The sequence below is a fragment of the Arachidicoccus ginsenosidivorans genome, assembly GCF_007971385.1.
Lineage (GTDB): Bacteria > Bacteroidota > Bacteroidia > Chitinophagales > Chitinophagaceae > Arachidicoccus > Arachidicoccus ginsenosidivorans.
Window position 1 is genome coordinate 5,126,963 of record NZ_CP042434.1, and the last position, 24,878, is coordinate 5,151,840.

22 protein-coding genes are annotated in these 24,878 nt (G+C 39.8%); 3 read left to right on the plus strand and 19 right to left on the minus strand.

Going from position 1 to position 24,878, the window contains the following annotated elements:
- Positions 1 to 248: 248 nt before the first annotated feature.
- From FSB73_RS20530 to FSB73_RS20540, 4 genes are all read right to left on the minus strand, one after another.
- Positions 249 to 965, minus strand: coding sequence for an RloB family protein (locus FSB73_RS20530; protein ID WP_146786582.1), 717 nt, complete (start codon positions 963 to 965; stop codon positions 249 to 251).
- Positions 946 to 1,866, minus strand: coding sequence for an AAA family ATPase (locus tag FSB73_RS20535; protein ID WP_225974227.1), 921 nt, complete (start codon positions 1,864 to 1,866; stop codon positions 946 to 948). The genes FSB73_RS20530 and FSB73_RS20535 overlap by 20 nt, the downstream gene beginning before the upstream one ends.
- Complete coding sequence (locus FSB73_RS25780) at positions 1,863 to 2,243, minus strand: AAA family ATPase (protein ID WP_225974228.1); 381 nt, start codon at positions 2,241 to 2,243, stop codon at positions 1,863 to 1,865. Before FSB73_RS25780 ends, FSB73_RS20535 begins: the two co-directional genes overlap by 4 nt.
- Positions 2,244 to 2,736: 493 nt before the next feature.
- Positions 2,737 to 3,363 carry an NAD(P)H-dependent oxidoreductase gene (locus FSB73_RS20540; RefSeq protein WP_146786585.1) on the minus strand — a complete coding sequence of 209 codons (627 nt, stop codon included), beginning with the start codon at positions 3,361 to 3,363 and terminating at the stop codon, positions 2,737 to 2,739.
- Between the two features lie 102 nt (positions 3,364 to 3,465).
- Here FSB73_RS20540 and FSB73_RS20545 point away from each other — a divergent pair, with 102 nt between their 5' ends.
- Entirely contained in the window at positions 3,466 to 3,819 is a 354-nt protein-coding gene (locus FSB73_RS20545; protein ID WP_146786588.1) for a winged helix-turn-helix transcriptional regulator, read from the plus strand.
- A 432-nt stretch (positions 3,820 to 4,251) separates the two neighbouring features.
- Here the strand turns inward: FSB73_RS20545 and FSB73_RS27055 are convergent, their stop codons facing one another.
- Genes FSB73_RS27055 through FSB73_RS20555 form a run of 3 tightly spaced genes read right to left on the minus strand, consistent with a single transcriptional unit; the run spans position 4,252 to position 5,852 of the window.
- On the minus strand, positions 4,252 to 4,869 hold the full coding sequence (locus tag FSB73_RS27055) for a sulfatase family protein (RefSeq protein WP_262712401.1): 618 nt from the start codon (positions 4,867 to 4,869) through the stop codon (positions 4,252 to 4,254).
- Complete coding sequence (locus FSB73_RS27060; protein WP_262712402.1) at positions 4,833 to 5,657, minus strand: sulfatase-like hydrolase/transferase; 825 nt, start codon at positions 5,655 to 5,657, stop codon at positions 4,833 to 4,835. The genes FSB73_RS27055 and FSB73_RS27060 overlap by 37 nt, the downstream gene beginning before the upstream one ends.
- Before the next feature lie 9 nt (positions 5,658 to 5,666).
- Entirely contained in the window at positions 5,667 to 5,852 is a 186-nt protein-coding gene (locus FSB73_RS20555) for a hypothetical protein (protein WP_146786591.1), read from the minus strand.
- A gap of 241 nt (positions 5,853 to 6,093) precedes the next feature.
- Between FSB73_RS20555 and FSB73_RS20560 the strand changes: the two genes are divergently transcribed.
- Positions 6,094 to 7,272, plus strand: a complete 1,179-nt coding sequence (locus FSB73_RS20560) for a T9SS type A sorting domain-containing protein (protein WP_146786594.1) — start codon at positions 6,094 to 6,096, stop codon at positions 7,270 to 7,272.
- Between the two features lie 181 nt (positions 7,273 to 7,453).
- Positions 7,454 to 7,663, plus strand: a complete 210-nt coding sequence (locus tag FSB73_RS20565; RefSeq protein WP_146786597.1) for a hypothetical protein — start codon at positions 7,454 to 7,456, stop codon at positions 7,661 to 7,663.
- A gap of 181 nt (positions 7,664 to 7,844) precedes the next feature.
- Here the strand turns inward: FSB73_RS20565 and FSB73_RS20570 are convergent, their stop codons facing one another.
- From FSB73_RS20570 to FSB73_RS20625, 12 genes are all read right to left on the minus strand, one after another.
- Complete coding sequence (locus FSB73_RS20570; RefSeq protein WP_146786600.1) at positions 7,845 to 8,819, minus strand: hypothetical protein; 975 nt, start codon at positions 8,817 to 8,819, stop codon at positions 7,845 to 7,847.
- 168 nt (positions 8,820 to 8,987) lie between these two features.
- Entirely contained in the window at positions 8,988 to 10,466 is a 1,479-nt protein-coding gene (locus FSB73_RS20575) for a hypothetical protein (RefSeq protein ID WP_146786602.1), read from the minus strand.
- Positions 10,467 to 10,635: 169 nt separating this feature from the next.
- Positions 10,636 to 12,957 (minus strand): hypothetical protein, encoded by a 2,322-nt coding sequence (locus FSB73_RS20580; RefSeq protein WP_146786605.1) that lies wholly within the window; start codon positions 12,955 to 12,957, stop codon positions 10,636 to 10,638.
- A 385-nt stretch (positions 12,958 to 13,342) separates the two neighbouring features.
- Positions 13,343 to 15,262, minus strand: coding sequence for a glycoside hydrolase family 2 protein (locus tag FSB73_RS20585; RefSeq protein WP_225974229.1), 1,920 nt, complete (start codon positions 15,260 to 15,262; stop codon positions 13,343 to 13,345).
- 269 nt (positions 15,263 to 15,531) lie between these two features.
- On the minus strand, positions 15,532 to 16,947 hold the full coding sequence (locus FSB73_RS20590; protein ID WP_146786608.1) for a DUF3863 domain-containing protein: 1,416 nt from the start codon (positions 16,945 to 16,947) through the stop codon (positions 15,532 to 15,534).
- 61 nt (positions 16,948 to 17,008) lie between these two features.
- Complete coding sequence (locus FSB73_RS20595) at positions 17,009 to 18,364, minus strand: DUF3863 domain-containing protein (protein WP_146786611.1); 1,356 nt, start codon at positions 18,362 to 18,364, stop codon at positions 17,009 to 17,011.
- Between the two features lie 75 nt (positions 18,365 to 18,439).
- Positions 18,440 to 19,225, minus strand: a complete 786-nt coding sequence (locus tag FSB73_RS20600) for a RagB/SusD family nutrient uptake outer membrane protein (protein ID WP_146786614.1) — start codon at positions 19,223 to 19,225, stop codon at positions 18,440 to 18,442.
- Positions 19,186 to 20,145: a RagB/SusD family nutrient uptake outer membrane protein gene (locus FSB73_RS20605; protein ID WP_158639637.1), complete on the minus strand. Its 960-nt coding sequence runs from the start codon at positions 20,143 to 20,145 to the stop codon at positions 19,186 to 19,188. The genes FSB73_RS20600 and FSB73_RS20605 overlap by 40 nt, the downstream gene beginning before the upstream one ends.
- Before the next feature lie 10 nt (positions 20,146 to 20,155).
- On the minus strand, positions 20,156 to 23,572 hold the full coding sequence (locus FSB73_RS20610; RefSeq protein WP_146786620.1) for a SusC/RagA family TonB-linked outer membrane protein: 3,417 nt from the start codon (positions 23,570 to 23,572) through the stop codon (positions 20,156 to 20,158).
- Positions 23,573 to 23,820: 248 nt separating this feature from the next.
- Positions 23,821 to 23,997, minus strand: a complete 177-nt coding sequence (locus FSB73_RS27815; protein ID WP_146786623.1) for a FecR domain-containing protein — start codon at positions 23,995 to 23,997, stop codon at positions 23,821 to 23,823.
- Positions 23,967 to 24,320 (minus strand): FecR family protein, encoded by a 354-nt coding sequence (locus FSB73_RS23535; protein ID WP_146786626.1) that lies wholly within the window; start codon positions 24,318 to 24,320, stop codon positions 23,967 to 23,969. The genes FSB73_RS27815 and FSB73_RS23535 overlap by 31 nt, the downstream gene beginning before the upstream one ends.
- Positions 24,296 to 24,838, minus strand: coding sequence for a FecR family protein (locus FSB73_RS20625; RefSeq protein ID WP_146786629.1), 543 nt, complete (start codon positions 24,836 to 24,838; stop codon positions 24,296 to 24,298). Before FSB73_RS20625 ends, FSB73_RS23535 begins: the two co-directional genes overlap by 25 nt.
- Positions 24,839 to 24,878 lie beyond the last annotated feature (40 nt).

The window sequence follows — 24,878 nt, forward strand, 5'->3', positions numbered from 1 at the left end:
ATTCTTATATTTATTACCCCTTGTGCAAAATATTCAAATTGGAAACTACCTATATGGTTTTATATTTTTAAAATTCGTATGATAAGTAAACCCTCCGTAATCCACTTGCACAATTTGGTACGATTTATTATGCGTCCTATTCATTTAGGGCTCAATTGTCTATTTAATTTCTTTCTGTCAGCAAGACAGGATATAATATATCAAAATTTTGATAAATAAAACAAGTCATTTTTGTTCAATTATATAATTTAGCCAATTAATTCTTTTATTAATAAATGGACTTTTGTGCAAGGGCAATGTTGATGCAATGCCTTCGGAGGTTCAGTACAATGAATTGTATCTAAACTTTCAGCCCTTTCAATTGCCTTATTTAAATTACCTTTCATTAATTGAAAGGTGAATCTAATAAAATTTTTCTTTGTTTTCATTGTCTCGTAATAATCGAATTTTGGATTTTGGAAAATAGTTTCATCAGGAAAACGATTCTTTAAAATCTCAGTCAAGCGTTCATAATATTTCGACCTATGATAATATTCAGAATTTTCAATGTCTACATCTTCAAAATGTAACAAAATCCACAATTCGAAAGCATCATTACTCCATCCAGTTTTAATCCCTTTTGCCTTAGCTGATCTTATAGAATCATTAAAGGCAGTATCTTTACCATCATCCGGGCTTTTATCTCTGTCAAATATACTCCAGACTTGAGCTCCGTCATCTATTTTCAAGAATTCATTACCCTCGTTGTCCACTTCAATTAAACCATTCTTTCTAAAAAACTCAGTTGCAAAATCAATTTGGGCATGGTGCTGTTTTGCATTCCCTATAGGAGACACTTGAACACCCTTTCGTTTAAAGGTTTCAAAATACGCAGGTTCTATAGCACCATCTTCACAAAAAATGATAAATACCTTCCTGGAATCTTCATCTCTCGTTTCATCTTCTCTAATTTCCCAAGGTTCCATCAATATTTAAGTTTTGATCATTTAAGAAATCTGTAAGAACAGGTACCCCTCCATAAAAGCCTGCCAAGTATTGTTTGGCAAAATCAGCATCATTTCTTATTCCTTTTAACTCGGCTAATGAATATAAATTAGTTGCTTCATTGTTTCCTTTTTCCGCAAAATAAAATTGGTCCCTACGCATCAAGGAAGGGTTCATAAGATTTGTATCATGACTCGAAAATAAAAGTTGTGTATTTGATTTATTTATTGATGAATCATTGAAGAAATTAATTAGTTTAATTAATAATGAAGGATGAAAATTGCTATCTATTTCATCCAATATTATTAGACCACTTGTATTTAAATTAAATGCTAATAAAAGTAATCCAGCAATATCAAATAGCTTTTTTGTGCCGTCCGATTCATTTTCCATCATGTTTAGGGTGACACTTAAATTTTCATCATGGCATGCGGTTTTTATTAGAAATAAATTTTCTAAAGCATACTTGTTTTTTGTAAAAGCATCATCATCCTTTTTGAAGTAAATATCTTTATAATCTAAACCGAATGATCTCAAAAAATCAATAAATCTCGGTTTTAATTCAGGATTATCTATCTGTCTAATAGAATGAAATCGATAAAAACTTCCACCTAAACTAAAGTTAGATGTAATATACCCACTAATAACTTGCCGTATTTTCGCACAAATATCTTTATTATACGAAGCTGCATGTGTCAGAAATAACGTATGCTCATATTCTAATGGGGCAATATTTGTACTCCCAGGTAAATTTGACTTATCAACTTCTAAGTTTTTTCGTAAAAAGTACTTCACTTGGTTTGTGCTTTTTGGACCAAACAACCATTCATTTGTGATTATTTCTTTACCGGTAGTTGTATTTTTAATAGAATTTGTGTTCACATTTTTCTTAACTGTAAACCCATATCTGTATTTTTACCTTCAACAATTAAAACTATTTGAAAAAATGAATCTTCATTTAAGGAATTTTCGTTATATAAAAAGGGTTGCGCTAATTTTGAAAGCCTTGATTCTGGGCTAGGCAAATCTTTAACTGCCCTACAAAAAAACTCTAACGCATGAACAATATTGCTTTTCCCGCTAGCATTTGCGCCATATACGCCAATAGTTTTCAATAACCTCATTCCATTGTTAACAACAACATTATTTAAATCTACAAACTGGTTATCCTTCGAACTTTTTAAACTGGTTGCAACAAAACTAATCGTCTGCAAATCGGAAAATGATCTGAAATTTTTAACGCTAAACTCTACTATCATTTTTAATAATTTGAATTATTATTACAAATATATAAATAATTAACTGTTATTATCCATAAATATTTTTCAATTTGTATAATAAATGCTAATTTACGGTAAAATCATTAGTTAGGAAGTTCGCATGTACCGTTTTTTATATAGAAGAAAATTATCTAAAGAAATAAAGGTACATGCTCGTTTATTTCGTATAGTTAGCGTTGGCTTTTTTAGGAGAGATGCCTTGAACATAATTCATGTCTTAATCCCGACGAAGATTGGATGAATTAATAGGAAGAGCCAAATCCGCAATATGGCCAATTAACTAATTATGGATATTATATAAAAACGATAACGTGCCCATCTATAAATCAATTTTTTGAAGAGTCACTTAACTCACGATAAATAATAATACTATAAGGTTCATCGCTAGCGAATTATTGATCAAACAAGATATGGTCAAGACGAAGAATTAAAATATGGTTTTGTATAAAGGGGCTTTCGCCCCTACCTGTCTTTAAATCATAGTAACCATCTCATGAACGGGGATCCTGACTTTTGGCGCGGCAGCTAAAAAATCAGCGGTTTCATCCCGAAAGCCCAAAGAAAGTATGACGGTCGTATGTAAGTCTTTATCTTTCAGGCCCAATAACTCATCAAAGACAGCAGGATCAAATCCTTCCATTGGTGTAGCATCTACCTTTACGTTGGCAGCCGCAATTAAGGCTGTACCCAAGGCTATATAAGCCTGTTTATCTGACCAATGCCGATTACTCTCAACACTTCTGGAATTGAAATAACCGTCCAATTTTGTAAAAAGGTCCTTTAGATCGGCCTCAGCAACGCCACGATTTTTAGCTACCAACTTTATCAATTTTTCAATATGCTCGGTGGTCACATTATTGTAGGCAGCAAAAACCAGTAGATGGGATGCCTGTGTAATTTGTTTATTGAAGGAACCTTCTCCAAGTTTTGCCCTGATCTCCTTGTTTTCGATGGCGAAAACCCGGTAAGGTTGTAAACCACAGGAAGATGCCGTTAGATTTATCGCTTCCAATATAAAATCCAACTTTTCACCACTTACTTTTTTGTCTGTATACGCTTTGGTAGCGTACCTCCATTGTAAATCTTTCAATAAGTCCATTTTAATAATATTTTAGATCACAAAGTTACAAAATTAAGTTACCTTTATTCACTTGGTGACAATAAGTAATGGTAACATTTAGGTAACTAAGAAATAAACGTAATGGAAGAGAAAGAATTAAAAGTTAAAGGTATTCATCATGTGTGTAAACCTACGATTCAAGCCATCCACGATACCCTGGATGTCATTGGCGGAAAATGGAAAATCTCTATCATTGGTTGTTTAACCTTTCAGCCGATGCGATTTTCAGAATTATTAAGGGAAGTTAATGGGATTTCCGGGAAAATGCTCAGTCGCGAATTGAAGGATTTAGAATTGAATCAGTTGGTTAAACGCACAATATTGGATACGCAACCCATTACTGTTTTATATCAGCTTACACCATATGGTGAAACCTTAAAAAATCTGACCATTAATATTGCCGAATGGGGTTTTAAGCACAGAAAAAAATTATAGGAAAATAATTATTAGGCTCTAAAATTGACTGTTGGAATTGTCAAAGGCAATTTCAACAGTCAATTCACAGAATTCCACCAGAATGATTTATAAACTGGATGCCTATAAATGCAGAAACAATGCTGATTATTTTGTAGGAAAGTCGTGGTTATTTTGGGTAAAATACCCAAAATAACGAGAAGAAACCTAAATCTATATGTGGGCAACAAAGGTTAATGGCAACGGACATGGGGCTCAAATGATACGGTTATAACGAATAATGCCCACTCTTGTGGGCATTATTTTTCGCATCAAACCAAAACACCATCACTAAACCTGATAAGCCTTTTTAATTTATTTTAAATTAAATCACGCATTTGAAGGGCCCCAGCCTATTTTATAAGGCTCAATTGTAAGTTTATCTAAAAACCATTTCAGCGTAACGGAAAATTTTTATTGCTGCCTGTCAACTGTAGAGATCCAATGATCATATAGGTCTCTTAATCTGGCCACTATATCCGGATGCTGGGCTGCAACATTTATTTTTTCTGCAGGATCGGTCTTTATATTGACTAGAAAATATCCTTCATTGGTCAATTCCTGCTTTTTTGCCTCCATAGGATTGTGTAGTAATTTCCAGTCCTTATCACGAACGGCCCATTGTGGATTTTTTTTCGTTCCGCGGCTTTGCCAGAAAAAACGGTCTTGATGGGGAGAGGCTGCTTTGGGGTTTTTAAGAACATCTACCATGTTTTTGCCATCAATCAACACCTTAGGGGCCGGCAGACCGCATAAACTGGCTAAAGTAGGGAACCAATCTGTATTAGAAACCAATTGGTCTCTGACCTGATCCTGTTTTAATTTTCCTTTCCAGGAAATGAAAGCTGGAACCCGGATGCCGCCTTCAAATAAACTAAACTTTGACCCTCTGTAGATTCCTGCTGAACCACCTCCACCAAAGGTCCTCTCCTCTTTGGAAAAGCCCTGGTCGGACTGAAATACAACAATTGTGTTATCTGCCAGTCCATGATCTTTCAGACTTTTGAGTAAACGGCCAATCTCTTCGTCCATTGTTGAGATATAGGCTGCATATTTATCCCTGGGAGAAGGTAGATTTTATAGTAATTAAGCCATTTAGGAAAAGGCTGCAAGGGATAATGTGGTAAATTAATGGCCCAATACATAAAAAACGGCTTGGGGTCATGTTGTTTGCTTTCAAAAATGGAATCAGCCTGCTGCACCAACATATCGGGCAAAAACTGTCCTTGCAAATAAACTTCTTTCCCGTTTCTCCATAAGTCATGACGGTTTGGACCTGACCAATAAAAAAAATGAGAATAATTATCCAGGCAGCCACCCATAAAACCAAAAGAATAATCAAAGCCCTGTGCATTTGGCTCAGTAGCTGTACTATAACCTAAATGCCATTTACCCAGATGATAGGTCTCATACCCATATTTTTTAAAGAATTCTGCCATGGTAAATTGACTGCCTGGCATTCCTGGGTCGCCCGGAGTAGAAGAGGCCATATTGGGTAGTTGCGCTCTTTGAGGGTACCTGCCTGTCATTAGTGTGGCTCTGGAAGGCGAGCAAATGGGTGAAGCAGAATAAAACTGCGTGAAGCGAACTCCGCTTCTAGCAAGGCTATCTAAATTTGGGGTGTACAAATCCTTAGAGCCATATATATTCAGATCGGCATAGCCCTGGTCATCAGTATAAATAATTAATACATTTGGTTTGTTTTTTATCCCCTGTTGGGCTATTGCACGTGGTATAGAGAGCATCAATAAAGAGCAGAACGATAATACACCTACCGCCGGTCGGCTCAATGAAAAAAAGATTTTTTGTTTTTTAGCCATATTTCTTATTTATATATTGATTAATAGTACTGTAATAATCTGAATTCTGCTAACTGGGAACTGCACTCCTGTCCCATTATTTTCCTTTATATGAATCCGGTAATATTTAAAGGTACGCTTTTCGTCTGCATGATCCATCTCAAAGTAAGCCTCTGTTAACCTGTCGGTAAAGGTATAATTCTCTCTGGAATCCACCGTTACCCAAGTATTACCTTCATCGGAACTCTGAAACTGCCAGCTTCTGAGTTAAAATCTGGTTGGAAATTGCTTAAAATTAATGAATAAACAACCACTTATGAAAGGAGCCGACTAAATGGAACTGCCTTCCAAAGATAACTATAATAAGCAAAAAAACGGGCGCGCGATGCCTCAAAGAATCCCGAAAAGACTTCTTGCCTAGGATGCAACGCCCTCAATATGCGATTAAAAATAAACTATGAATACGATATATTATGTACCTTTTGTTATTCAAATGACGAAATTAAAGCATATGAAACGCCAAATTGGTATATTTTGCTTGATAGTTGCCTGTTTACAGAGTGGTTTTACCTACGCCCAGAGTTCAGAGAATTTTGATGAAATAACCGTTGACCAGAACGGGTACAGTTTTGGGTCCTCCAATCCAAGGATTTTTGGCAATTGGAGCCTGGGTTTAATAGATGCGGATGGAAATTATACTGATCCTAACAGCAGTTATGTGGATGTCACTAATAAGAAGTTCGATGCAGGGGGAACAAACCTTGCAAACGGAACAAATGACAAAGCACTTCATATTACAGGCTTTCTAAATGTGTCAAAAACATTCATCATGAAAAGCACGGATGCCACCCCCACTCCCTTTGCTTTGGCATCGTTTGCTGTAGATGGTGAAAATGCCACTTGGAGAGCGGAAGGTTGGTTAAATGGAGCTCAGGTAGTCAGCTACGATTTTACAACCATCGCCGGTGAAATTTATCAAATATCGCTTACTGACAGCAAATGGAACAACATAGACGAATTCAGAATAGAACAGGCAAATGGATCTGCAGATATCGATTTATACCTGGACGACATCGAAATCAGTTCCGCACTACCAGTTACACTGGCTCATTTTCAGGCAACAGCTGTGGGGTCCGGTATTCAATTAGCCTGGCAAATGGGAGTAGAAAATACAATCAAATCCTTTACTATCCAACGGAGTCTGGATGGTATTAATTTTACGGATATTGCTTCTATTGCAGTTAAAACTGCAGCCAATCAACACAGCTATCAATATCTGGATCAAACACCAGCAGTTGGGTTAATTTATTACCGAATAAAACTTATCAGTAATATGGAAGGCCGCAATGATTATAGTCAAATTATTAGTCTAATACAAACCCAGACGGCTAAAAATTGGAAAGTTTCTCCTAATCCGGCGCAATCTCAAGTGACCATTACAGCGCCCAGCATTCAAAAAACGACCGTTACAGCCGATGTTATTAATAGTAGTGGCATAAAAGTACACACAGAACAACTACAACCAGGCAATAGCGCTTGGCTATTTTCTTTGCCAGCCATTGCGCACGGCATCTATTATTTAAACATTCATGGAGAAAGTGGCCATATAACAACACTTGAATTGATCAAAAAATAAAGAATGTAAGTCTATAACAAAGCATCCTGAAATTATCTACTGTAGGATTTAGAAAAAGATGTATTTTTGTACCTACTTGCGAATATGGAGAAATTAGATAAAATTCCTCCGCAATTAGACAATGACACATACAGGCCTTTATTTGAAAGGGCTAGATTTGCAAATCTTTAATAACAAAGATATGAAAAATTTTAAAGTCGCCTACAAATTTGCTGAAAAACAGCGTTTAGAAATTGATTATGCATTGAACAAAGGTCGAACCGAAGGAAAATTAGAAATGGCAGAGAAGCTTTTAGAAGAGAATGTATTCTCAGCAGAAAAGATTGCAGAATATTTTGGCTTACCCTTATCTCAGATTAAGGAAATTGAAGCATCTTTAGCCCACGCGTAATATATAACTAGTCATTTTCGACTAAAAGGTGAGTCCTTAAGGACTCACCTTTTTTTCATAAGATCAATAAAATGCAATAGTTAAAACATTCAACCCATAACTAAAATTACCTTAAGACTAAATTGACTTCTGCCCAAAATAAATTTAAAGTCCCTGATTGTTCTATTGATTGATAAAGCGGTTATTTTGCTTTCATTAGGGCTTTCGCTTTGGTTTCCTCTATAGATTTAAACAGTATTTTTTTATCCTTGGTAATAACAGAAGACACATAATACGTTTTTCCAGGCTCCATTTCCAGAAAAAAAAGATGTTCATTTTGAGCGATTGTTTTTCCAGATGTTGCAGCAAGGCCCACTACCCCACCCATTAATAAAGCAGCACCTGTGCTCACTTTACGTTTATTTTTTGCATAGAGTTTACCAATTTTCACCAGTCCAGGTGTAAAATGAAATTGCATATACGCTCCTGGCTTCATTTTTTTCTCAATAAGCTCATCGTTTAGATAGAGCATCTGATTCATATTGCGTGTACCTTCTTCAGGTCGGATAATATAAAGGGTAACAAGTTCAGCTGACGCTGCTTCTCTTAAACTGGCAATCTTGTGGAATTGCATCCTGTCCATAGTAAGTGTTCCTCTTTTGAGTAGCATTAGCTCTAAGGATTTTTTACGAGCCGCCTCCTTTTCAATGGCTAATTGCTGAGCCTGCTGTGCAGCTTCTTGGTCTTTTTTGAAGGCTTCCCGCGCAACCTTCCAATCCTCTTTGCTTTTGGGATAGTCGCTCAGTGACTCAGAAATCCTATATACTTCCCTGTATTTGTCGTCAAGGCCTTGATCCGACAGGGCTTTTAAATAATTACTACTAAGTTGACGGAGCTTATCTAGTCTGTCATATTCTATAATATTTTGGAAAAGGTCGTGCCCCTCATTAAAAAGCTTATTTTCTGTAACTATTCTAAGATATAAGGTCCTGGAAGTTACGCCTGCCTCCTTTTCAACTTCATCCAATAGGGCAATGGTTTGTTGATAATCTTGATTATTATACGATTTTTCTGCGTCCTCGAATTTAAGCATCACCACTGCATTTTGCCCAAAGCCTTTTGTAGCTAAAAGGGAGATGACTAGCCAAAAAACGGTTCTTATCATCACTTTTTTCATTATCAATTTACGTTTTTACGTTTTTTATTTTATTCCTTTTTTTTCTGACCTAATAGGCAATTCGTCGTAAATGTATGCCCAGTCTTATTTATATTTATAGCCTCCTTTCATGTTTTGTCTTCATCCCTTGCGGACAAAGTATTCATGCATATAATTAATCAGCCTGTTTTACCTAAAATCCTTTTCGTCAAGTGGTTCATTTATCTTAACAGAAATTATTTTAGTTACTGTGGTAGTGGTATTTCCCGCCAAACTGAGGGCAGACTGTAACGCCTTACCAGCACTTTGATTGCTTTGTCCTTTGGGCTGCATACTGGCCAGGGCAGCAATAAGTGCGGGAGACGACATGAGCGACTCTTTAGATTTCTTTTTTTTGCCCACACCTATTCCAGTCAAAGCATTGCCACCTAATTGGGTGGCCGCTTGCGTGCGGGCTTTATTATTACGATTGGCATCGATCAATGTAAATGCGCCAGTCGCACTATTTGCTGTTTGTTGTTCTGTCTCGTATGCTGGCTTAGTTTCAGATGGAGATTCAGGCTTCGTATTAGCCTGTATCTGAGAAAATGCAGTGCCTGCTGGATTGGCGTTTGCAGCCTGAAAATAGACCTTTGTGACAATCGTCGCCGGCATAAGCAGCCCTGAATAATTCGTATAACCCAAAAACTGGCTCACTGTCCTTGTCCCATTAGTAAGCAATACTTCTTGTCCAACGAGCAAATGGGTATTTTGACTAAAAAAGTATTGGATATTATCTTTTGAGAGTATACCCACTGGTTGACCTTCAAATACGCCTGCATATGCCTGTGCGCCGTCCAGTCCCTCTGCATTTATTAAGAGTAAACTTTTAACCAGCGCTTCTGAACTGGATACCTGACTTGCGAAACCAGTAGTACTGGGCATGGATATTTTCGTTTTACCTGTTTCTATATAGGCTATTCCATCCTTAAAAACCAATTTAGATTTTATTTTCCCGATTTCAGTGATACTCAGAATCTTATTTACGGCTTTTTGGAGTAACACTTTGCTCGAGGCCTGGCCGTTGACAATATTCTCTTTTTCAATTTTGACTGTTTTGACAGATCCAGGCGCAACATTGCCACTGGCGATCTTATAGTATGCCTGTAATATAGCGCTCGCCGAACTGCCACTCGCTCCTGTAATCTTAAAACTATGGATTGAAGTGCCTTGATCAGATGAAACGTCAGCCGTTGCAGCTGTGCCACTGTTATTATTATTTAAGGAATAGGCAGCGCTGGTCCCATATTGATCTACTCGTTTGCTGATCTCATATACAGTTCTGTATTTATCATCAATGGGCTGATCTTCCAGCGCCTTTAGATAGCTTTGCACATTTGTTTTTAAGGTTGATTTTAGTCCTGGCTCTCCTACTGCTGTAGCCAGCATCTTGTCCTGTGTGACAATTTTTAAGTAGAGCGTCTTAGAGGTGACACCTGCCAGCTCCTCGGTTTGTTGAATATAATCCAAAGCCTTTTGGAGCTGTCCCGCATTAAAGGCCTTTTCGGCGTCTTCAAATTTGAGCTGGGCGATTGGATTAGCTGTTTGGCAATTTGCCTGGTAGACGGTGGCTAAAAACATCAGCCAAAAGAGTAAATTACTGATATATAATCGCTTAAATAATTTCATATAAAATATTTTATTGTATTGCTTGACCACTTATGCCTAATTTTTTACTGAAGGATTAGACTGGTGGTATTTAGGATATGCCTTGTCGGTACTTTAGCAATAACAGTTATGCCTAATGCTACTTCTATGAACCGGTAACCTTTATTAGATTGTCTGTTTTTAACCCGTTTTACTTTATAGGAATTCCCAGCCCACCATCTGATTTAACTGCTGCTGCTTTGCCTGTATTAGCCCGCTTAGCCTTTGTCGATTTTTCTGTGGTCGATTTTTTGGCCTCCGTATCAGCGGAATCTTTTTTGGCTTTTTGCACACTTTTAGTTGTTGGTGGCGGACCCAGTGGGATACCAAGGCCTGTAGACTTTTTGGTGCTTTTTTGATTCGCTTCATCAGATCTGGCAGTGGTTGAAGAAGTTGTCATAGTAGCGTCTTTTTGAGGGGTATTCCCTGTAGCTGATTTGATAACAGCTCCCAGGGGTATGCCCAGACCGCCAGACATGGAAGCTGTGCTACTATTATCAGCACTCAGATCGTCGGAAGTGCCAGTTATGGATTCGGCCCTATAGGCAACTTCGTTAATACTTACACCTTCATTGATTTCAAGGCTGCTGACTAGCTCCGTACGCATCTGTTGCGCCTGTTCCAGATCAGTATAATAGCCATGTAACTGCTCCTTGAATGGCGTTAATTTGGCTGTTTCCTGCTCTATTCTGCTTTGATAGGGCCAGGTTCCATCCTTATATTTTTCAATGGCGAATACATTGGAGATATAGACGGTAGTCTGACTTTTTTGATCATAGCTATTGCTGTCAATTGCATAAACAAAATAATAAATCGTATTTTCTGCAATAGGGGTTGTGGAAAGTGGAATGGGATCGCTTTGGCTAAATGTCTCCAAAATAGTGCGTCTTTGGGTCATTAAGAGTTCAAAGGCTTCTTTACGCAACCGCTCCTTTTCGGCGGCAATTCTTTTGCGTTCAGCCTCCCTTTGCGCTTCTATCTTGCGCCTTTGTTCCTCAGCGGCCTTTTCGGCTTCTTTGCGTTTTTTATTGGCACTGGCCATTTTAAAAATGGAAGCACCTAAAGCTACACCCACAGTGCCATAAGCAGCGCCCGCATTACCCGCCTTGGCAAATTCATTGACCAGGGGTTTGGCAGAATTTAGTATTTGATTAGGATCACTACTGCTGGAAGTAAGCCCAGATACAAACTGATCCTTGGCTGATTCTATTCTTGCCGCTTGTCTGTTGGTTTCCTCTAGTTGCGCCTTCATCTGGGCGATTTTATGGCGCATGGCCTTTTCCTGCTCCCTTTTAGCCTGTAGGCGTGCTGCTTCCTGCCTTTCTCTTTGCGCTTCAGCTGCCTGTTGCGCCTGAAGTTGTTGTGCTACCCTATTTTGGTAGCGCATCTTGGCATTAGCCATGGCTTGTTCACGTTGCGTCCTGGGAGCAGCTGGCTGACTTTGCGACTGCGACCGAGACTGAGACTGCGTTTGTTGATTTGAATAGCCTGTTTGTTTATTTTGCGCTTGCCCCTGACTGGATGGTTGATTTTGTTGGGTTGTCTGGTTTCGGGCAGTAGATGTGGTCGTTTTTTGCCTTGCCTGCTCATTTTGTAAAGCGGCTGCTTTTTTATCTGCCTCTTTTTTTGCGGCTTGCCGCTTTAAATCAGCCTGTTTTTGCGCTGCGGATTCTTTTTGCCGTTGTATGGCTTCTTTAGTCTCGTCGTATTTTTGCTGACGACTTCTATTGGCATTGATTAGATCCCATGCCTGTTTTAGAAAATCATCTGCCTGGTCAAATTTACCAAGGTTGCCGTTTAAACTGGCTTGGGTTATTTTTGAATCAAATTCCCTTTGATGTGCTGCTTTTTCCCTTTTTAATTTTTCTCGCAAATCCTTAACGGCTCTATCCAATTCATACATTTCCAGACTGATAATCTTCCATTCAAATAGACCGCAATTGTCCGTATAAAGATTGCTATTGTGTTTTTGGGAATATTCACTGACGATTTTATCTGCCCCAGAGGGAGGCCTAAAAGACGTAAAGTTATTTTGTCCCAAGCCATAAAGGCTACTGGAAATCTGCGCATTGGCATTTTTAAGTTTGGTTAAACCAAAGGATACTTTTGCCGTTACTTTTCCATTAAGACTTTTATGATATTTTGAGCTGCTCCAGATTCCTTGACGTTTGACCGCATTAAAAAGCTCGGTTTCAGTAGATTTCATCTTGAAACTCTCCTCAACTATAATTTGTTTTACCTCAAAAAACACCGTTTCTCCCTTAAAATAATAGACAATATCAAAAGTAACATCTCCATAATTGCCGTTATCCCCATTATAAATAACGATATCTCTGTGCGTGGACTGAGCCATGACCATTCTGCCATGCATTATCAGGAAAAGCAATGATAAAAGTAAGCTGCTGATTTTTAATAAAAACAAGCCATTTCTCGGATAGACATTTAAGGTTCGTTGTTGGTTGAGCAAAAGCATATCCTTTAATTTATTTTAATACCCAAAGGGTTACTTATGAACCCTTTGGAGAACCTGGCATTAACTGTGTAAATACGGCACTGAATAGTAAATAAAAAACAGTACCCTAAAAATAATAAGCCTGTTAACTGATGACAAAATTAAAGGGGAGTCCTGTACTAAAAAATACCCTCTGGAGGGTATTTTTTAATACAAGACAAAGTGGATTACCGCACTCAGTACAGTTTAAATTTCCACCGGAAGGTATTTAGGATGCATGGCTTAAGACATTGGTTAAGATTTGAGTTCGTGCTTGGGTTACAGTTATAGGCAATCCTATGGATCGCCGTATAAGTGATTGATTTGTGCAGTACCTGAAAAACAATCAAGGATATAATAACATGTTTTACCTCAAACTATCAGAACGGTTATCGGGATTGATATCCTTACTGGAATTAATCAGCCATCTATTGATCTTCCTGATTCTTTTGAGATTCATTTTCTTCACCGCCCTGTCATAAGTCAAAATGCCATTTACTTCATGTTCTACATCGGTGGTCTGTGTATAAATGGCACTACTTAGGCCGTGATAACGCATATACTGGTAAATATGTTCAATGGAGAATATATAATCATCAGTCAGTGCTGTTTTGGTGGCAACATACCGGTAGGCGTTATTTTCAACCGGCCACATATGCCCGGGTACAAAAAGCCCTACCCCTCCAAATTCGCCCAGCGAAGCGGCCCGGTGGCTATCTGGTTCAACTGGTTTAAATGGAACGCCATATAAATGTGTATCTACAAAATCGCCGTTACCAGGATCGCCATATGCCTTTTGGTAGGATGGGTTGTTATTGTAGCCTGAATTGCCATTGACTAGCCGGGTCGAGTCATAATTTTTGACCCAATCGGTGATTTGCTTTACATCAAAGGCGCCCCAGTTTTCATTAAACGGCACCCAGGCGACAATACTGGGCGAATTGTAATGATCATCTATGAGCCCTTTTAATTCTTTTCTAAACCTGCTACGATTGACGGCCGTATCCTTGTCCTGATACCAGATGGCTGGCATGTCTTGCCAGACCAGCAGCCCTAATTTATCTGCTAGATAATAAAAACGCTTGGATTCTGTTTTCATGTGTTTGCGGATAAGGTTAAAACCGGCGGCTTTGGTGATTTCCATATCGTATTGTAGGGCTTCGCTGGAAGGCGGGGTTAGGATACCATCTGGCCAATAGCCCTGATCTAATAGTCCCATCTGGAACACAAATTGACCATTTAGCAGTGGCCGTATAACACCATTTACCTTTCCTAGCCGGATATCCCGCATACCAAAATAACTTAATACGCTGTCCACCACCTGACCCTTTTGATTAACCAGCTTTAGCTTCAGGTCATACAAAAAAGGATGGTCGGGGGACCAGGTTTTAGGATGAAGCAGATTTAGATAAAACAAATTATTGGCCTGTCCGCTAGCTGTTGCGACAATACTATCTCCTTTTAAGGCAACAGCAAGGACATTTAAGCCATTTTTGGCCGTTACCTGGAGTGCCAATCTCTTTTGCTGGACACTTGGTGTCAGCCGGATATTTTGAATATGTATATGACTGACTGGCTCCAGCCAGACGCTCTGCCATATACCAGAAGTAAAGGTATAATCCCCTCTGGGGCTATTTTTTCCTGAAGGGGCCGTACCGTCATTGGTATCATAAGCGGCTACTGTAATTGTATTTTCTCCTTTATGGAGATAAGAAGTGATATTGAAAGTGAAACTTTCATATCCGCCTTCATGCATGCCTACCTTTTGACCATTAATAAAAACAGTGGCTTTATGCAGTACGCCTTCAAAGTGTAGCAACAGATCTTTCCCTTTCCAATCAGCGGGTAAGGAAAATTTACGCTGATACCACATGTTGACCTCCTGATCACGTTTAATCCCGGAAAGAACGGATTCTGGACAAAAAGGAACATGGATGCTTTCATTATCTAAATCAAAGGAAATGGGCTTATCTGGCGCTTTAGCTGAGCTTATCTGCTTTCCGCCTTTATAATCCCACCATCCATTCAGGCATTGCCATTCAGAGCGCCTTAACTGAGGTCGTGGATACTCCGCCCAGGGCACAGCTGTATGCATTACCGTGTCTGTCCACCTAGTGGGTAAATCTGCTTTAGGCATATGATGCTTGACAGGCTGGCTAGAGCTGAATTGAACGGTTAGCATGCCGCTGACAAATATGATCATGGCTACCATAAGCTGACGGCACTTCCTATTATTTTTTATTCTGGCGGCAAGCCGCGTAAAAATAGTATTACTTTTTCTATACATCCTTTTTTCCTTCCTTATCTGGTTATATATCAGCGAATCTAATAAGAAGCTTTCAATTCAATTATTAACCAATCGTTATTGACTTGCTCCAATACTGTTCGTACAAAGGAGCTGATCGTTCCCTAATTGTCAAAACGTGCCTGCAGCCTGCGTTTTGACCATTTCTAAATCAGGTTTAAGGCTGATTATCTATTTTCGATGGGCCCCGCAACCTCTCTTTGGCAGATGATTATTTAGCAGGCTGTCACAATGAAGGCGGCGCCCAGCATTTACAAAGAACTTAAATCCGGATAATGACGATAAATGAGTGCCTGTTCATTGCTGGTTAGTTGACTCAGCAAAACAGGTTTGTCTTGTGGTCTTAAACCCTTTTGGTTAATTCTGTTAATCAGACTCCAGTCCTTGATAGGATGTTTAGGGGTCGCATCCATGGGTTCGTGCGCAGGGATATTGTATTTAGTAAAGTCAATCACATGCTCCCTGCCGTTTTTATGCCAGTCTCTAAGCAGTGCCAAGCGAAAATCCTTATTCATAAACCATTTTATTTCCAGATTATTATAAGAATCCCCAAGGCCAGCGCCTCTTTCTTCAAACCTGTAATCCCAAGTATTTTTTTTGTAATGGTCCCGCCAAATCATACCAAATTCACCAAAAGTAACAAATTGAGTGTCCGGCCACCTTTTCAAGGTGTCCCCCACCCACATTTTTAAAGCGTCACAAATAAAATTCTGCCCAAATTCATGAACCAGTTGAGCTTCCCAAATATTGGTTACCCAGCCAAATTTATTCAACTCAAAACCCTTATCAAAATGAATGGACTGTGTATGCATGACTTCCCTATTGCCTAAATCCAGCCCCCAGCCAATATAGGTCTCAATTGGGCCTACACCTCTTCTGCTGTTATAGCCGGTTATGGCATGACCATTTGATCCGCTTTGCCTGGCACAGATAAAATCTACCGTCCAGCCGTCCAGGTTGACGCAATCTATAAAATCACTGCTACCTTGTGCGGGCTTACAAAAGTGTTCTGTGGAAGGATAATATGGATAAGAGGGGGAGCCGTCGGCTCCTCCTCCATCTATATTATGCTGACTCCAGATAACTGCTTGCGCCACATGAATATTTTCTTTTTCTGCCAGATATTTTAAACTGTCAGCTGACAAAAAACCGCCGATAATGGATTGGGGCCTATAATGATTACCTACAAAAGCTGTAATCTCCTGTAATGCCTCAGAAATCTCTCGGTTAACGCGCTCCCTGGGCAAATACATCGCTGGAAAATACCCGGGAAAATACGTAACTTCATCTCCATACTTTTCATGACACGCCGCTGCATATGCTCTGATCTGTTGGTAGTTTTTACGTTTATCTTCCAAGGCATTCATTGTAAAACCCCAGGTAAGCTTGCCGGAAGGATTGTGAAAAGCGAAAGCTTCCCTCATGGCCTGCACCCCTGCTAGCGTATGCCAGGTGGATTCATCTCTGGGATGCAGTTTAACATCCCTAGATACTTCCCAGGGAGAGGTTCGGATCATAATACACATGGTCACAAAGCGGTTGCCGAGTAAGGAATGCATTGGTTGTAGTCCAGCCGTGCCCAAGGTGAGCGCTTTTATTTTGCTTATCCCAGCCAGGGCACCCACGCCACAAACTGTTACATCTTTAATAAAACTGCGTCTTTGCATAAGTTAAAGTGTTTTTTCTATCCGATTAAATAGTCGAATTGATAAAGTAATCTGTTTATCACTATTTCTTTGTCTTAAAAAGTTCAGGATATTCAGCCTGTATAAGCGATTTGTCTTTAGTGGACAGTGTTTCAATGGACCTGGGCTTATCTTGTGGCCGAATGCCTTTTTGATTAATTTCCCCCATCAGACTCCAGTTTCTGGTACTGCCAGAAACTGGCTCCTTAGCCGTATTCTGATAGTTGGTAAAGTCAATTACCTGTTTATCATTGCCTTTAACATCACTCAGCAAAGCTAACCTAAAATGCTTATTCATAAACCAGCTGATTTTCTTATCCTTATCAGATCCTCCAATGCCTGATCCCGTCTCAACAAAGCGGTAATTAAAGGTGTTGCGTTTATAATGCTTTCGCCAGATCAGGCCAAATTCACCTTGCGTAATAAATTTGGTATCTGGCCAGCGGCTTTTAATCTGTTGCAACCACTTTGTCAGGTAATCAAAATTATAAGGAAGGCTTAGTTCCCAGCAATTGGTAACCCATCCAAATCCGTTTAAGGCGAAACCTTGATCAAAATGAATAGCCGTTGTATGCATCATTTCATTAAGGCCAACAGTAGGGCCAAATTTACCCAGGGTTTCAATGGGCCCTACCCCCATCCTGCTATTAAATCCACCTGTAAACCCAGCTCTTCTGGCGGCTAGAAAATCTACCGTCCAGCCATCCAGGTTCACACAATCAATAAAATCTGATTTGCCTTGTGCTGGCTTACAGAAATGCGCTGTGGAAGGATAATACGGGTAGGACACCGAACCATCGCCATCTTGGTTATCTATAGAATACTGGCTCCATATATTGCCCTGGCAGACATGAATCCCTTCCTTTTCCGCCAGATATTGCTGATTTTTGGCAGATAAGAATCCGGCCACCAGGCTTTGAGGCCTGTAGTTATTTCCGACCATTTTTCCCACCAAAACCAAACCGTCATGGATATCATTATTGACTTGTTGGGTGCTGTTATAGGCGTTGGCAAAGTAAGCACCTGGAATAAAAGTAACTTCGTCACCGTATTTATAATGATAGCGTGCGACGATCCTTCTGATTTTGCTGTAATTGGCAGAAGTGTCATTTAAAGCCAACCAACTGAATGCCCACGTTATGTGCGCTCCTGGAAAACCAGCTTCAATCGCTTCGCGAAAGGCTTTGACCCGATCAGGCGTATGTAGCGCCCTTTCATCCTGGCCAATGCTTTTATTTCTGCCGGCTTCAATTTGGTTGACTCTGATCACCGTATTAAAGGTTAAAAACCGGTTACCCATGAGTGGGATACTTTCTGTCTGCTGGGCATTCGTAGCCTGCATTATCGTGAGCTGGAAAATAAAAAAAATAAGTAACCCTAATAAAACAACTTTTCTCATTGGATAATTTTTATCTGATTTTTATCTGATTATTGTCTGATTACTTGTGAAGAAAAATTATTGAAATTTCCCGCCTCACCATTTAGGATTTTGTTCCAGGCTGTCATTTAAGGAGATTTGTTTGGTAGGAATGGGCAACAAATAGTTCTTTTCTGGATCAAAGGTTCTTTGCGAGGCAGGTTGGAGTACTTTGCACCCATTTTCAAGCTGCCCCTCGCCAAGATCATAAAAATAACTTGTATAACTGCTGCCATCAAGCGTTATTTTCTTTGAATCCCACTGTGTGCCCGTGACTTTTATGCTGAGTTGGGATTTGGGCAACTCCGTTTCCGCTGTTTTCCATCTTCTCAAATCATCCCACCTAAATCCTTCAAATGCCAGTTCCACCATGCGTTCCCGTCTGATTTCTGTACGCATGTCTAATCCGTTGGCCTGCACAAAGCTGTTTGTAAGGGCAGGCATACCCACACGGCTTCTTAAGGCATTAATAGATATATTTAAATCCGCATCAGAAATCTGATTATTACGCTCAAATTTGGCCTCTGCATATATAAGCAACACTTCCGCATACCGTAAGATATTCCAGTCGAATTCACCACCGCCATCACCAGGTGTAGGCTCTTCTGAAATAAATTTATACAGCATATAACCAGAATTTACGTTGCGGTTGTTATCCACACCAGGCCACTGGGGTTGATAAGTATCAAACTGCGGCCGGATTATTTTTGTTGCAGGCATAATAATGGATTGAGTCATTCTTGGATCTCTGTTATAAAACTCGGATCTGCAGGAATCATAACCTTCAAATTCGGGCGACTTATTTATCGGCAAGCCGTCCTTGCAAAGGTAGGCATCGGCCATTTTTTGGTAGGATTTAAATTACCCCAGGAAACACCATAAGCCCATCCATTGACATTAATATTGGTTCGGTATTTTTTAACGATGATCGATTCCGGATTATCAATGCTGGTTGCATCAATAAATAAATACCGGTAGCTTTCAGCGCCTTTTGCCTCATATAATGAGTAAGCATTGCTTGCTATTACATTGTTCGCTTCGGAATACGCTTGTTCTAACAAAGAATCCGCACCGGTAAGCCCCCTGAATTTACGCCAGGTGCCTTCAAATAAGCAGACCCGCGCCTTAAACGCCTGAGCAGCCTCTTTACAGATTCTACCTGTTTCTGCGTCTTTTTTTACGGGCAGATCGGCGATCGCAAAATTCAGGTCCCTTAAAATAGAGTCAAATACCACGGCCCGGTCCGCTCTTTTACTGAAAACTTCTGGATCGCTCGGTAATAGCACCTTGCTTATAATGGGCACGCCACCATATAATTTTACCAATGTAAAATAATTGTAGGCCCGAAAAAAATAACCTTCCCCTAAATAGGGTTGAATATCCTGACCAAGCTCAGCGTTGCTGCCTTCCTGGATAAGCTTATTGGCATTTCTGATCCAGCTATATGCATTGTCCCAGACTGCGTCTGTTTCTGGGGCAACATAGGTACCGGCACTGACGGCGTCAGTCTGGGTGCCAAAAGCGATATCGGACATATTATCGCTGTTATTCGTTCCGCTGTAATGAGGATCATCTAAGGTGTTCTGGTAAAAGAAATTTGCTGCCAACTTGAAATCATTGGCCGTTTTCCAATAAGTGGGGTCTGTTATTTCTGATGCTGGTTTGAGGTCCAGAAATTTATTACAGCTGGAGATACTCACTACTAACAGTGCTAAAAAGGCCCCATATTTAAAATATTTGAATTTATTTTTTGTGAATAGCATAGTCAAGAGTTTAAAAATTTGCATTAATGCCGAAGGAGAAAGTTCTGTACATCGGATAGTTATTCTCATAATAGGCTGGGTTATTAACATCAGGGGTAGCTTCCTCGGGATCATACATCCCGTCCCAGGTCCCTTTGGCCCACTCAAATATATCCTGTCCGCTAAAATAAAGCCGAAGGCTTTCAAGTTTGAACTTTTTCAAGACGATCTGCTTGAATGTATATCCAATGGTGACATTTTTCACCCGGAGGTATTTTGTATTTTCCAGCCACTCAGAGGAAAACTGATAGTTATTATTTTTCACTGTCGCATTATTGGACAATCTGGGATACCTGGCATTTTGATTTTGCTCGGTATAAGTTTTTCCATAAAAATAATCCAGCGGCTGAAACCAGAACTGACTCAATGGCACACCAAAATTACCATTACCTCTCCAAACATACTTATTACCAGTCCCTTGTAATATAAATGCAAAATCAAAATTATCAAATTTCAATCCACCGGTTAGGCTATAGGTAAATTTGGGATCCTGAGAGCCCAGAAAAACCGCATCCCCGCTGTAACCCTTGGACTTATCTCCATAAGTGGTTATCTGCCCATCACCATCAATATCTTCATACATGATATCTCCAATGCCTAAGCCTCCAAAGCCATTAGGTTGCAAACCAGGCACAATGCCTTTGCCGGCATATTTAGCCGCATAGTCGTCTAATTGCTGCTTAGTTCTAATAACCGTTCCCTTAAAACCAAAATATGAATTGAGTGGATATCCCTGTCTAGCAGTTGTCAGTCCTAAATTGTATGAATCCTGGCCCTGCAGATCTGTGACGATATTTGAATTATGATTAAGTATAAAACCTAAATTGAACTGCACTTTACCGATTTTGCTGTTCCATCCCCCTGTAAATTCCCAACCCTTATCTAGCAGCTTGCCTGAATTGGAGCTTGGGGCCACAGCGCCCAGTGTAGAAGGATAGGATACGCTGACCAGCATATTGTTATTATTTTTCCGGTAAATATCAAATGAGAGACTGAGTCTTGAATCAAAGAGTGCCAGGTCTAGCCCCAGGTTTTTCGATTCAATGGTTTCCCAGGTTCGCTCAGGTGAGGCAATACCATTTAAATAAGCCATTTTGGAAACGGTGCTTCCGTCAATTGGATATTTGCCGCCAATTGAGATCAACTGAATATAATCAAATAAGCCAAGGGCGGGGATATCCTGGTTGCCAGTCCTGCCCCAGGAGGCCCGAATTTTAAATAAATTGACCAAATGGGGATCAATTGTATTTTTGAAAAAGGATTCTTCTGACAATTTCCAGGCAGCAGAAATACTTGGATAAATATCACTCCAACGTTTTTCTGGTGCAAATTTTGAACTACCATCCTTTCTTAAGGTACCTTCGAGAAAATAGCGGTTCGCATAAGAATAACCAGCGCGACCAAAATAGGATAACAATGCCCAGGAATTATCATCCCAATAATCACCTGCACTGAGATTTTTCGGATCAGACAAGGGCAGGGTAAAAATCACATTACTTGAGAAATCTGCTCCCGACATATTTTCGGTTTCTCTGGTAAATTTCTCTCTGGAAGCACCTGCCATAAGCTTTATGGAATGCCTTCCAAAGGTTTTATCATAATTCAGATAGGTGCTATAATTTTTATAAACAGAACTCCAGCTATTAAAGTAGGCAGAATTAGGGTTATTACGGATCAACAGGTTATCGCTATTATCCCAGTTATGTTCTATATTGGTCGAATAATAGGCTTTATCATCATATCTCTCCAGATTTATCCCTAACTGGCCTGTCCAAACCAATCCTTCAATGGGTGTCCATTCCAATTTAAAATTATTTCCCCATCTGGAATCACGTGTTCTTCTGTTGCCACCTTGTTCCAGTTCCTGAAATGGATTTTCATAGCCCTGGTATCCATAATAGTTGCCTTCTGGATTACGCACAGGAACATATGAAAAGACCTTAAGGCCGTTGTCAATAGCATCATTTAAATCTGATGGCGTCTTGGTATCCAGATAATCATAAGACACATTGGCATCGAGCTTCAGGTTGTCTAAAATTCTCGTTTGAAAGTTCAACCGTAGGTTATCTCTGGAAGAAGCATTGGTTCCAGCAGAAATATTGCCATTATCGCGCATATCTCCAAAGGAGAGTAAATAAGTTGAGTTATTTCCACCGCCCGATACATTGATATTATGTGTTTGCCTAAGCGCGGTTTTAAACAGATCTCCATACCAGTCTTTGGACCCATAAAACATAGGATAAGACTGCAGGCTCCAGTTCTCACCTTTACCTACGCCTGGATCATGCGCTGCAATTTTGGCCAGGGTTGAATCTGAAAATGCTGGCGGATCGCCGTCATTTTTATTTGCTTCATTAAACATTTCCACAAAATGAGCCGTTGTAGTCGCCTTTTTCATAATTCCTGGGGTCTTCATAGCAAGGTTATAGCTATAAGAAACACGAGGCTTATCGGAGCTTTTTCCTTTTTTTGTGGTCACCAGTATGACACCATCTGCAGCCCTTGCACCATAAATGGCAGCTGTGGCATCTTTCAAAACAGTAATATCTTGGATATCCTCTGGGTTAATAAGACTTAAATCCCCTGGGATACCATCAATTAATACAAGTGGCACATTGCCATTGACGGATGAAGCGCCACGGATGGCTAGTTGGTAACCTTGATTGCCAGGCTGACCACTTTGGCGTGTTATTGTAACGCCTGGTATCAGTCCCTGAATAGCGTCCATGGTTCCCGTTACGGGCCTGGACTCAATTTTATCAGCGGAAAGTTTCGTTACAGCGCCAGTAAGATCACCTTGGCGTAACCGGGTTCCATAGCCTATCACGACCACTTCATCCAGTCCTTTTGTCGCTTCTCTTAGTACAATAGACAGTGGTTGGCCACCATGGACGGGTACTTCCTGCCTTTGATAGCCGATAAAACTAAGTTCAAGTACGCCATTATCGGGGGCCTCTATCTCAAAGTGCCCGTTTTCATCCGAAACAGTACCCCTTTTAAGCCCTTGGATCATTATGGTCACTCCGGCCAGCGGGTGTCCATCCCGATCGGTTACCATGCCAGTAACATGCACCGGACGCATCATTTCCTTGGCGGAGGTAACAGCAATTACCTTGCTATTTACAATATTGTAAATCAAGCCATTACCCTTTACAATCTTATCCAGAATCTGCGTAATGGACAAATCTGTGGCCTGGATGCTAATTCTCAAGTTATCTGGAACAGCCTTTGCATTATACAAAAAGCGATAATCTGAGTTTCTCTCTATCGTTTCAAATGCTTTACTGAGCCTGACATTCGATAACGTTATGGATATCTTTTTTTGTGAATAGACATGGGCTGAAGCTTGCAGGCAACAGGCAAGAAGGATGGCAATTGTCAGTTTCATATAAAAAAACGGTTTTTTGCGCCTTTTAACGATAAAGCAATATACTAGCAAAAAAAATCATACATTTGCATTGCGTTTGATTGTGAAAAAAAGAACCCCTTACCCTATGATCTGGACGAGGGTTTACAGTTAAGCGATGATGGGGAATGTAGCAGCATTTCCCATCCTTCTAATAGCCAATTATAAATTTATACCTGTTTTTACTTAAGTCATAGTTTACAATTTTAAATGTGTGAATCAATCAATACCTAATTGGAGATAAATATCTTATTGCCTCTTTTTCTATAAGAAAATGGAGCTATAGCTTGTAATTCAAGCAGTGCTTCATCAATCGTTTCATCCTCAAAGCGACCTGTAAACTTATATTGGCTGCAACTTTGTTTTTCAAAAATAATCACGACGTTGTAACGTCTTTGCAACCGCATGGCCAGTGTCCCAAAAGTTTCCTCCTTAAAATTAGTTTGTTGACCATCCAGGAAGTGTCCGCTGCAATTTGAGTTTGTGGGTCTGGGACAATCGGCAAAATACGCGTCATGCTCATTTGCGAGTTGGACTCAAGCGAAACACTGTCATTATGTAATATCAACTTTTGACTGGGTTTTAGGTGGATCTTTTTTGCCTTTGTTTTATTTAATGAAATTTCAATGGAACCACTTATTAAAGCAGCTTCAGAAATCTTGTCCTCCGGGTAGGCCCGTATATTAAAAACCGTTCCCAAATCTGTTACATCAAAACCATCTGTATGCACCAAAAAGGATGTAATGAATCATGCTTGACATCAAACATTGCCTCCCCTGTTAAAGCAACTTCTCTTTTCCCATCTCCAAATCCTGTTGTATAAGTCAAGGTTGACTTGGCATTCAGCCAGACTTTTGTCCCATCAGGTAATGTAACGCTCGTTTTGGATCCAGCCGGCGTTGATACGACACTTTTTTGATACCCCTTTTGATGATTGCCAACGGATCTGACTATTATAAAAATCAAGGCCGGTATACCTAGTATTATCAAAGCGATTGCAGCAACTTTTCGGAGCTTTAATATCTTAAAAGTATTGTTTACCTGACCACTATTAACAATATGCCCCCGCTTATTAATCCGACTATCTGAGATCAATTCGCTCTCAAGTGTCGTTTCAATTTTCTGCAAGGCATTTCTTAACTCCTGATCCAGATCCTCTCGCTGCAATAAATGCATAAGTTCTTCAAATTCATTAGCTGAACAAGTACCCTGAGCGAACTTATTTAATAAATAATTAATGCGGGACATAATGTACTATATAAGACGTAGGCAAATAAAAATTGTACTA

What these genes read in the sequence shown, in the direction of transcription:
- FSB73_RS20530 (WP_146786582.1), bottom strand. Translation starts at nt 965, where the DNA reads ATGGAACCTTGGGAAATTAGAGAAGATGAAACGAGAGATGAAGATTCC.
- FSB73_RS25780 (WP_225974228.1), bottom strand. Translation starts at nt 2,243, where the DNA reads ATGATAGTAGAGTTTAGCGTTAAAAATTTCAGATCATTTTCCGATTTG.
- FSB73_RS20540 (WP_146786585.1), bottom strand. Translation starts at nt 3,363, where the DNA reads ATGGACTTATTGAAAGATTTACAATGGAGGTACGCTACCAAAGCGTAT.
- FSB73_RS20545 (WP_146786588.1), top strand. Translation starts at nt 3,466, where the DNA reads ATGGAAGAGAAAGAATTAAAAGTTAAAGGTATTCATCATGTGTGTAAA.
- FSB73_RS27055 (WP_262712401.1), bottom strand. Translation starts at nt 4,869, where the DNA reads ATGGACGAAGAGATTGGCCGTTTACTCAAAAGTCTGAAAGATCATGGA.
- FSB73_RS27060 (WP_262712402.1), bottom strand. Translation starts at nt 5,657, where the DNA reads ATGGCTAAAAAACAAAAAATCTTTTTTTCATTGAGCCGACCGGCGGTA.
- FSB73_RS20560 (WP_146786594.1), top strand. Translation starts at nt 6,094, where the DNA reads ATGAATACGATATATTATGTACCTTTTGTTATTCAAATGACGAAATTA.
- FSB73_RS20565 (WP_146786597.1), top strand. Translation starts at nt 7,454, where the DNA reads ATGAAAAATTTTAAAGTCGCCTACAAATTTGCTGAAAAACAGCGTTTA.
- FSB73_RS20570 (WP_146786600.1), bottom strand. Translation starts at nt 8,819, where the DNA reads ATGAAAAAAGTGATGATAAGAACCGTTTTTTGGCTAGTCATCTCCCTT.
- FSB73_RS20575 (WP_146786602.1), bottom strand. Translation starts at nt 10,466, where the DNA reads ATGAAATTATTTAAGCGATTATATATCAGTAATTTACTCTTTTGGCTG.
- FSB73_RS20580 (WP_146786605.1), bottom strand. Translation starts at nt 12,957, where the DNA reads ATGCTTTTGCTCAACCAACAACGAACCTTAAATGTCTATCCGAGAAAT.
- FSB73_RS20585 (WP_225974229.1), bottom strand. Translation starts at nt 15,262, where the DNA reads ATGTATAGAAAAAGTAATACTATTTTTACGCGGCTTGCCGCCAGAATA.
- FSB73_RS20590 (WP_146786608.1), bottom strand. Translation starts at nt 16,947, where the DNA reads ATGCAAAGACGCAGTTTTATTAAAGATGTAACAGTTTGTGGCGTGGGT.
- FSB73_RS20595 (WP_146786611.1), bottom strand. Translation starts at nt 18,364, where the DNA reads ATGAGAAAAGTTGTTTTATTAGGGTTACTTATTTTTTTTATTTTCCAG.
- FSB73_RS20600 (WP_146786614.1), bottom strand. Translation starts at nt 19,225, where the DNA reads ATGGCCGATGCCTACCTTTGCAAGGACGGCTTGCCGATAAATAAGTCG.
- FSB73_RS20605 (WP_158639637.1), bottom strand. Translation starts at nt 20,145, where the DNA reads ATGCTATTCACAAAAAATAAATTCAAATATTTTAAATATGGGGCCTTT.
- FSB73_RS20610 (WP_146786620.1), bottom strand. Translation starts at nt 23,572, where the DNA reads ATGAAACTGACAATTGCCATCCTTCTTGCCTGTTGCCTGCAAGCTTCA.
- FSB73_RS27815 (WP_146786623.1), bottom strand. Translation starts at nt 23,997, where the DNA reads ATGCGGTTGCAAAGACGTTACAACGTCGTGATTATTTTTGAAAAACAA.
- FSB73_RS20625 (WP_146786629.1), bottom strand. Translation starts at nt 24,838, where the DNA reads ATGTCCCGCATTAATTATTTATTAAATAAGTTCGCTCAGGGTACTTGT.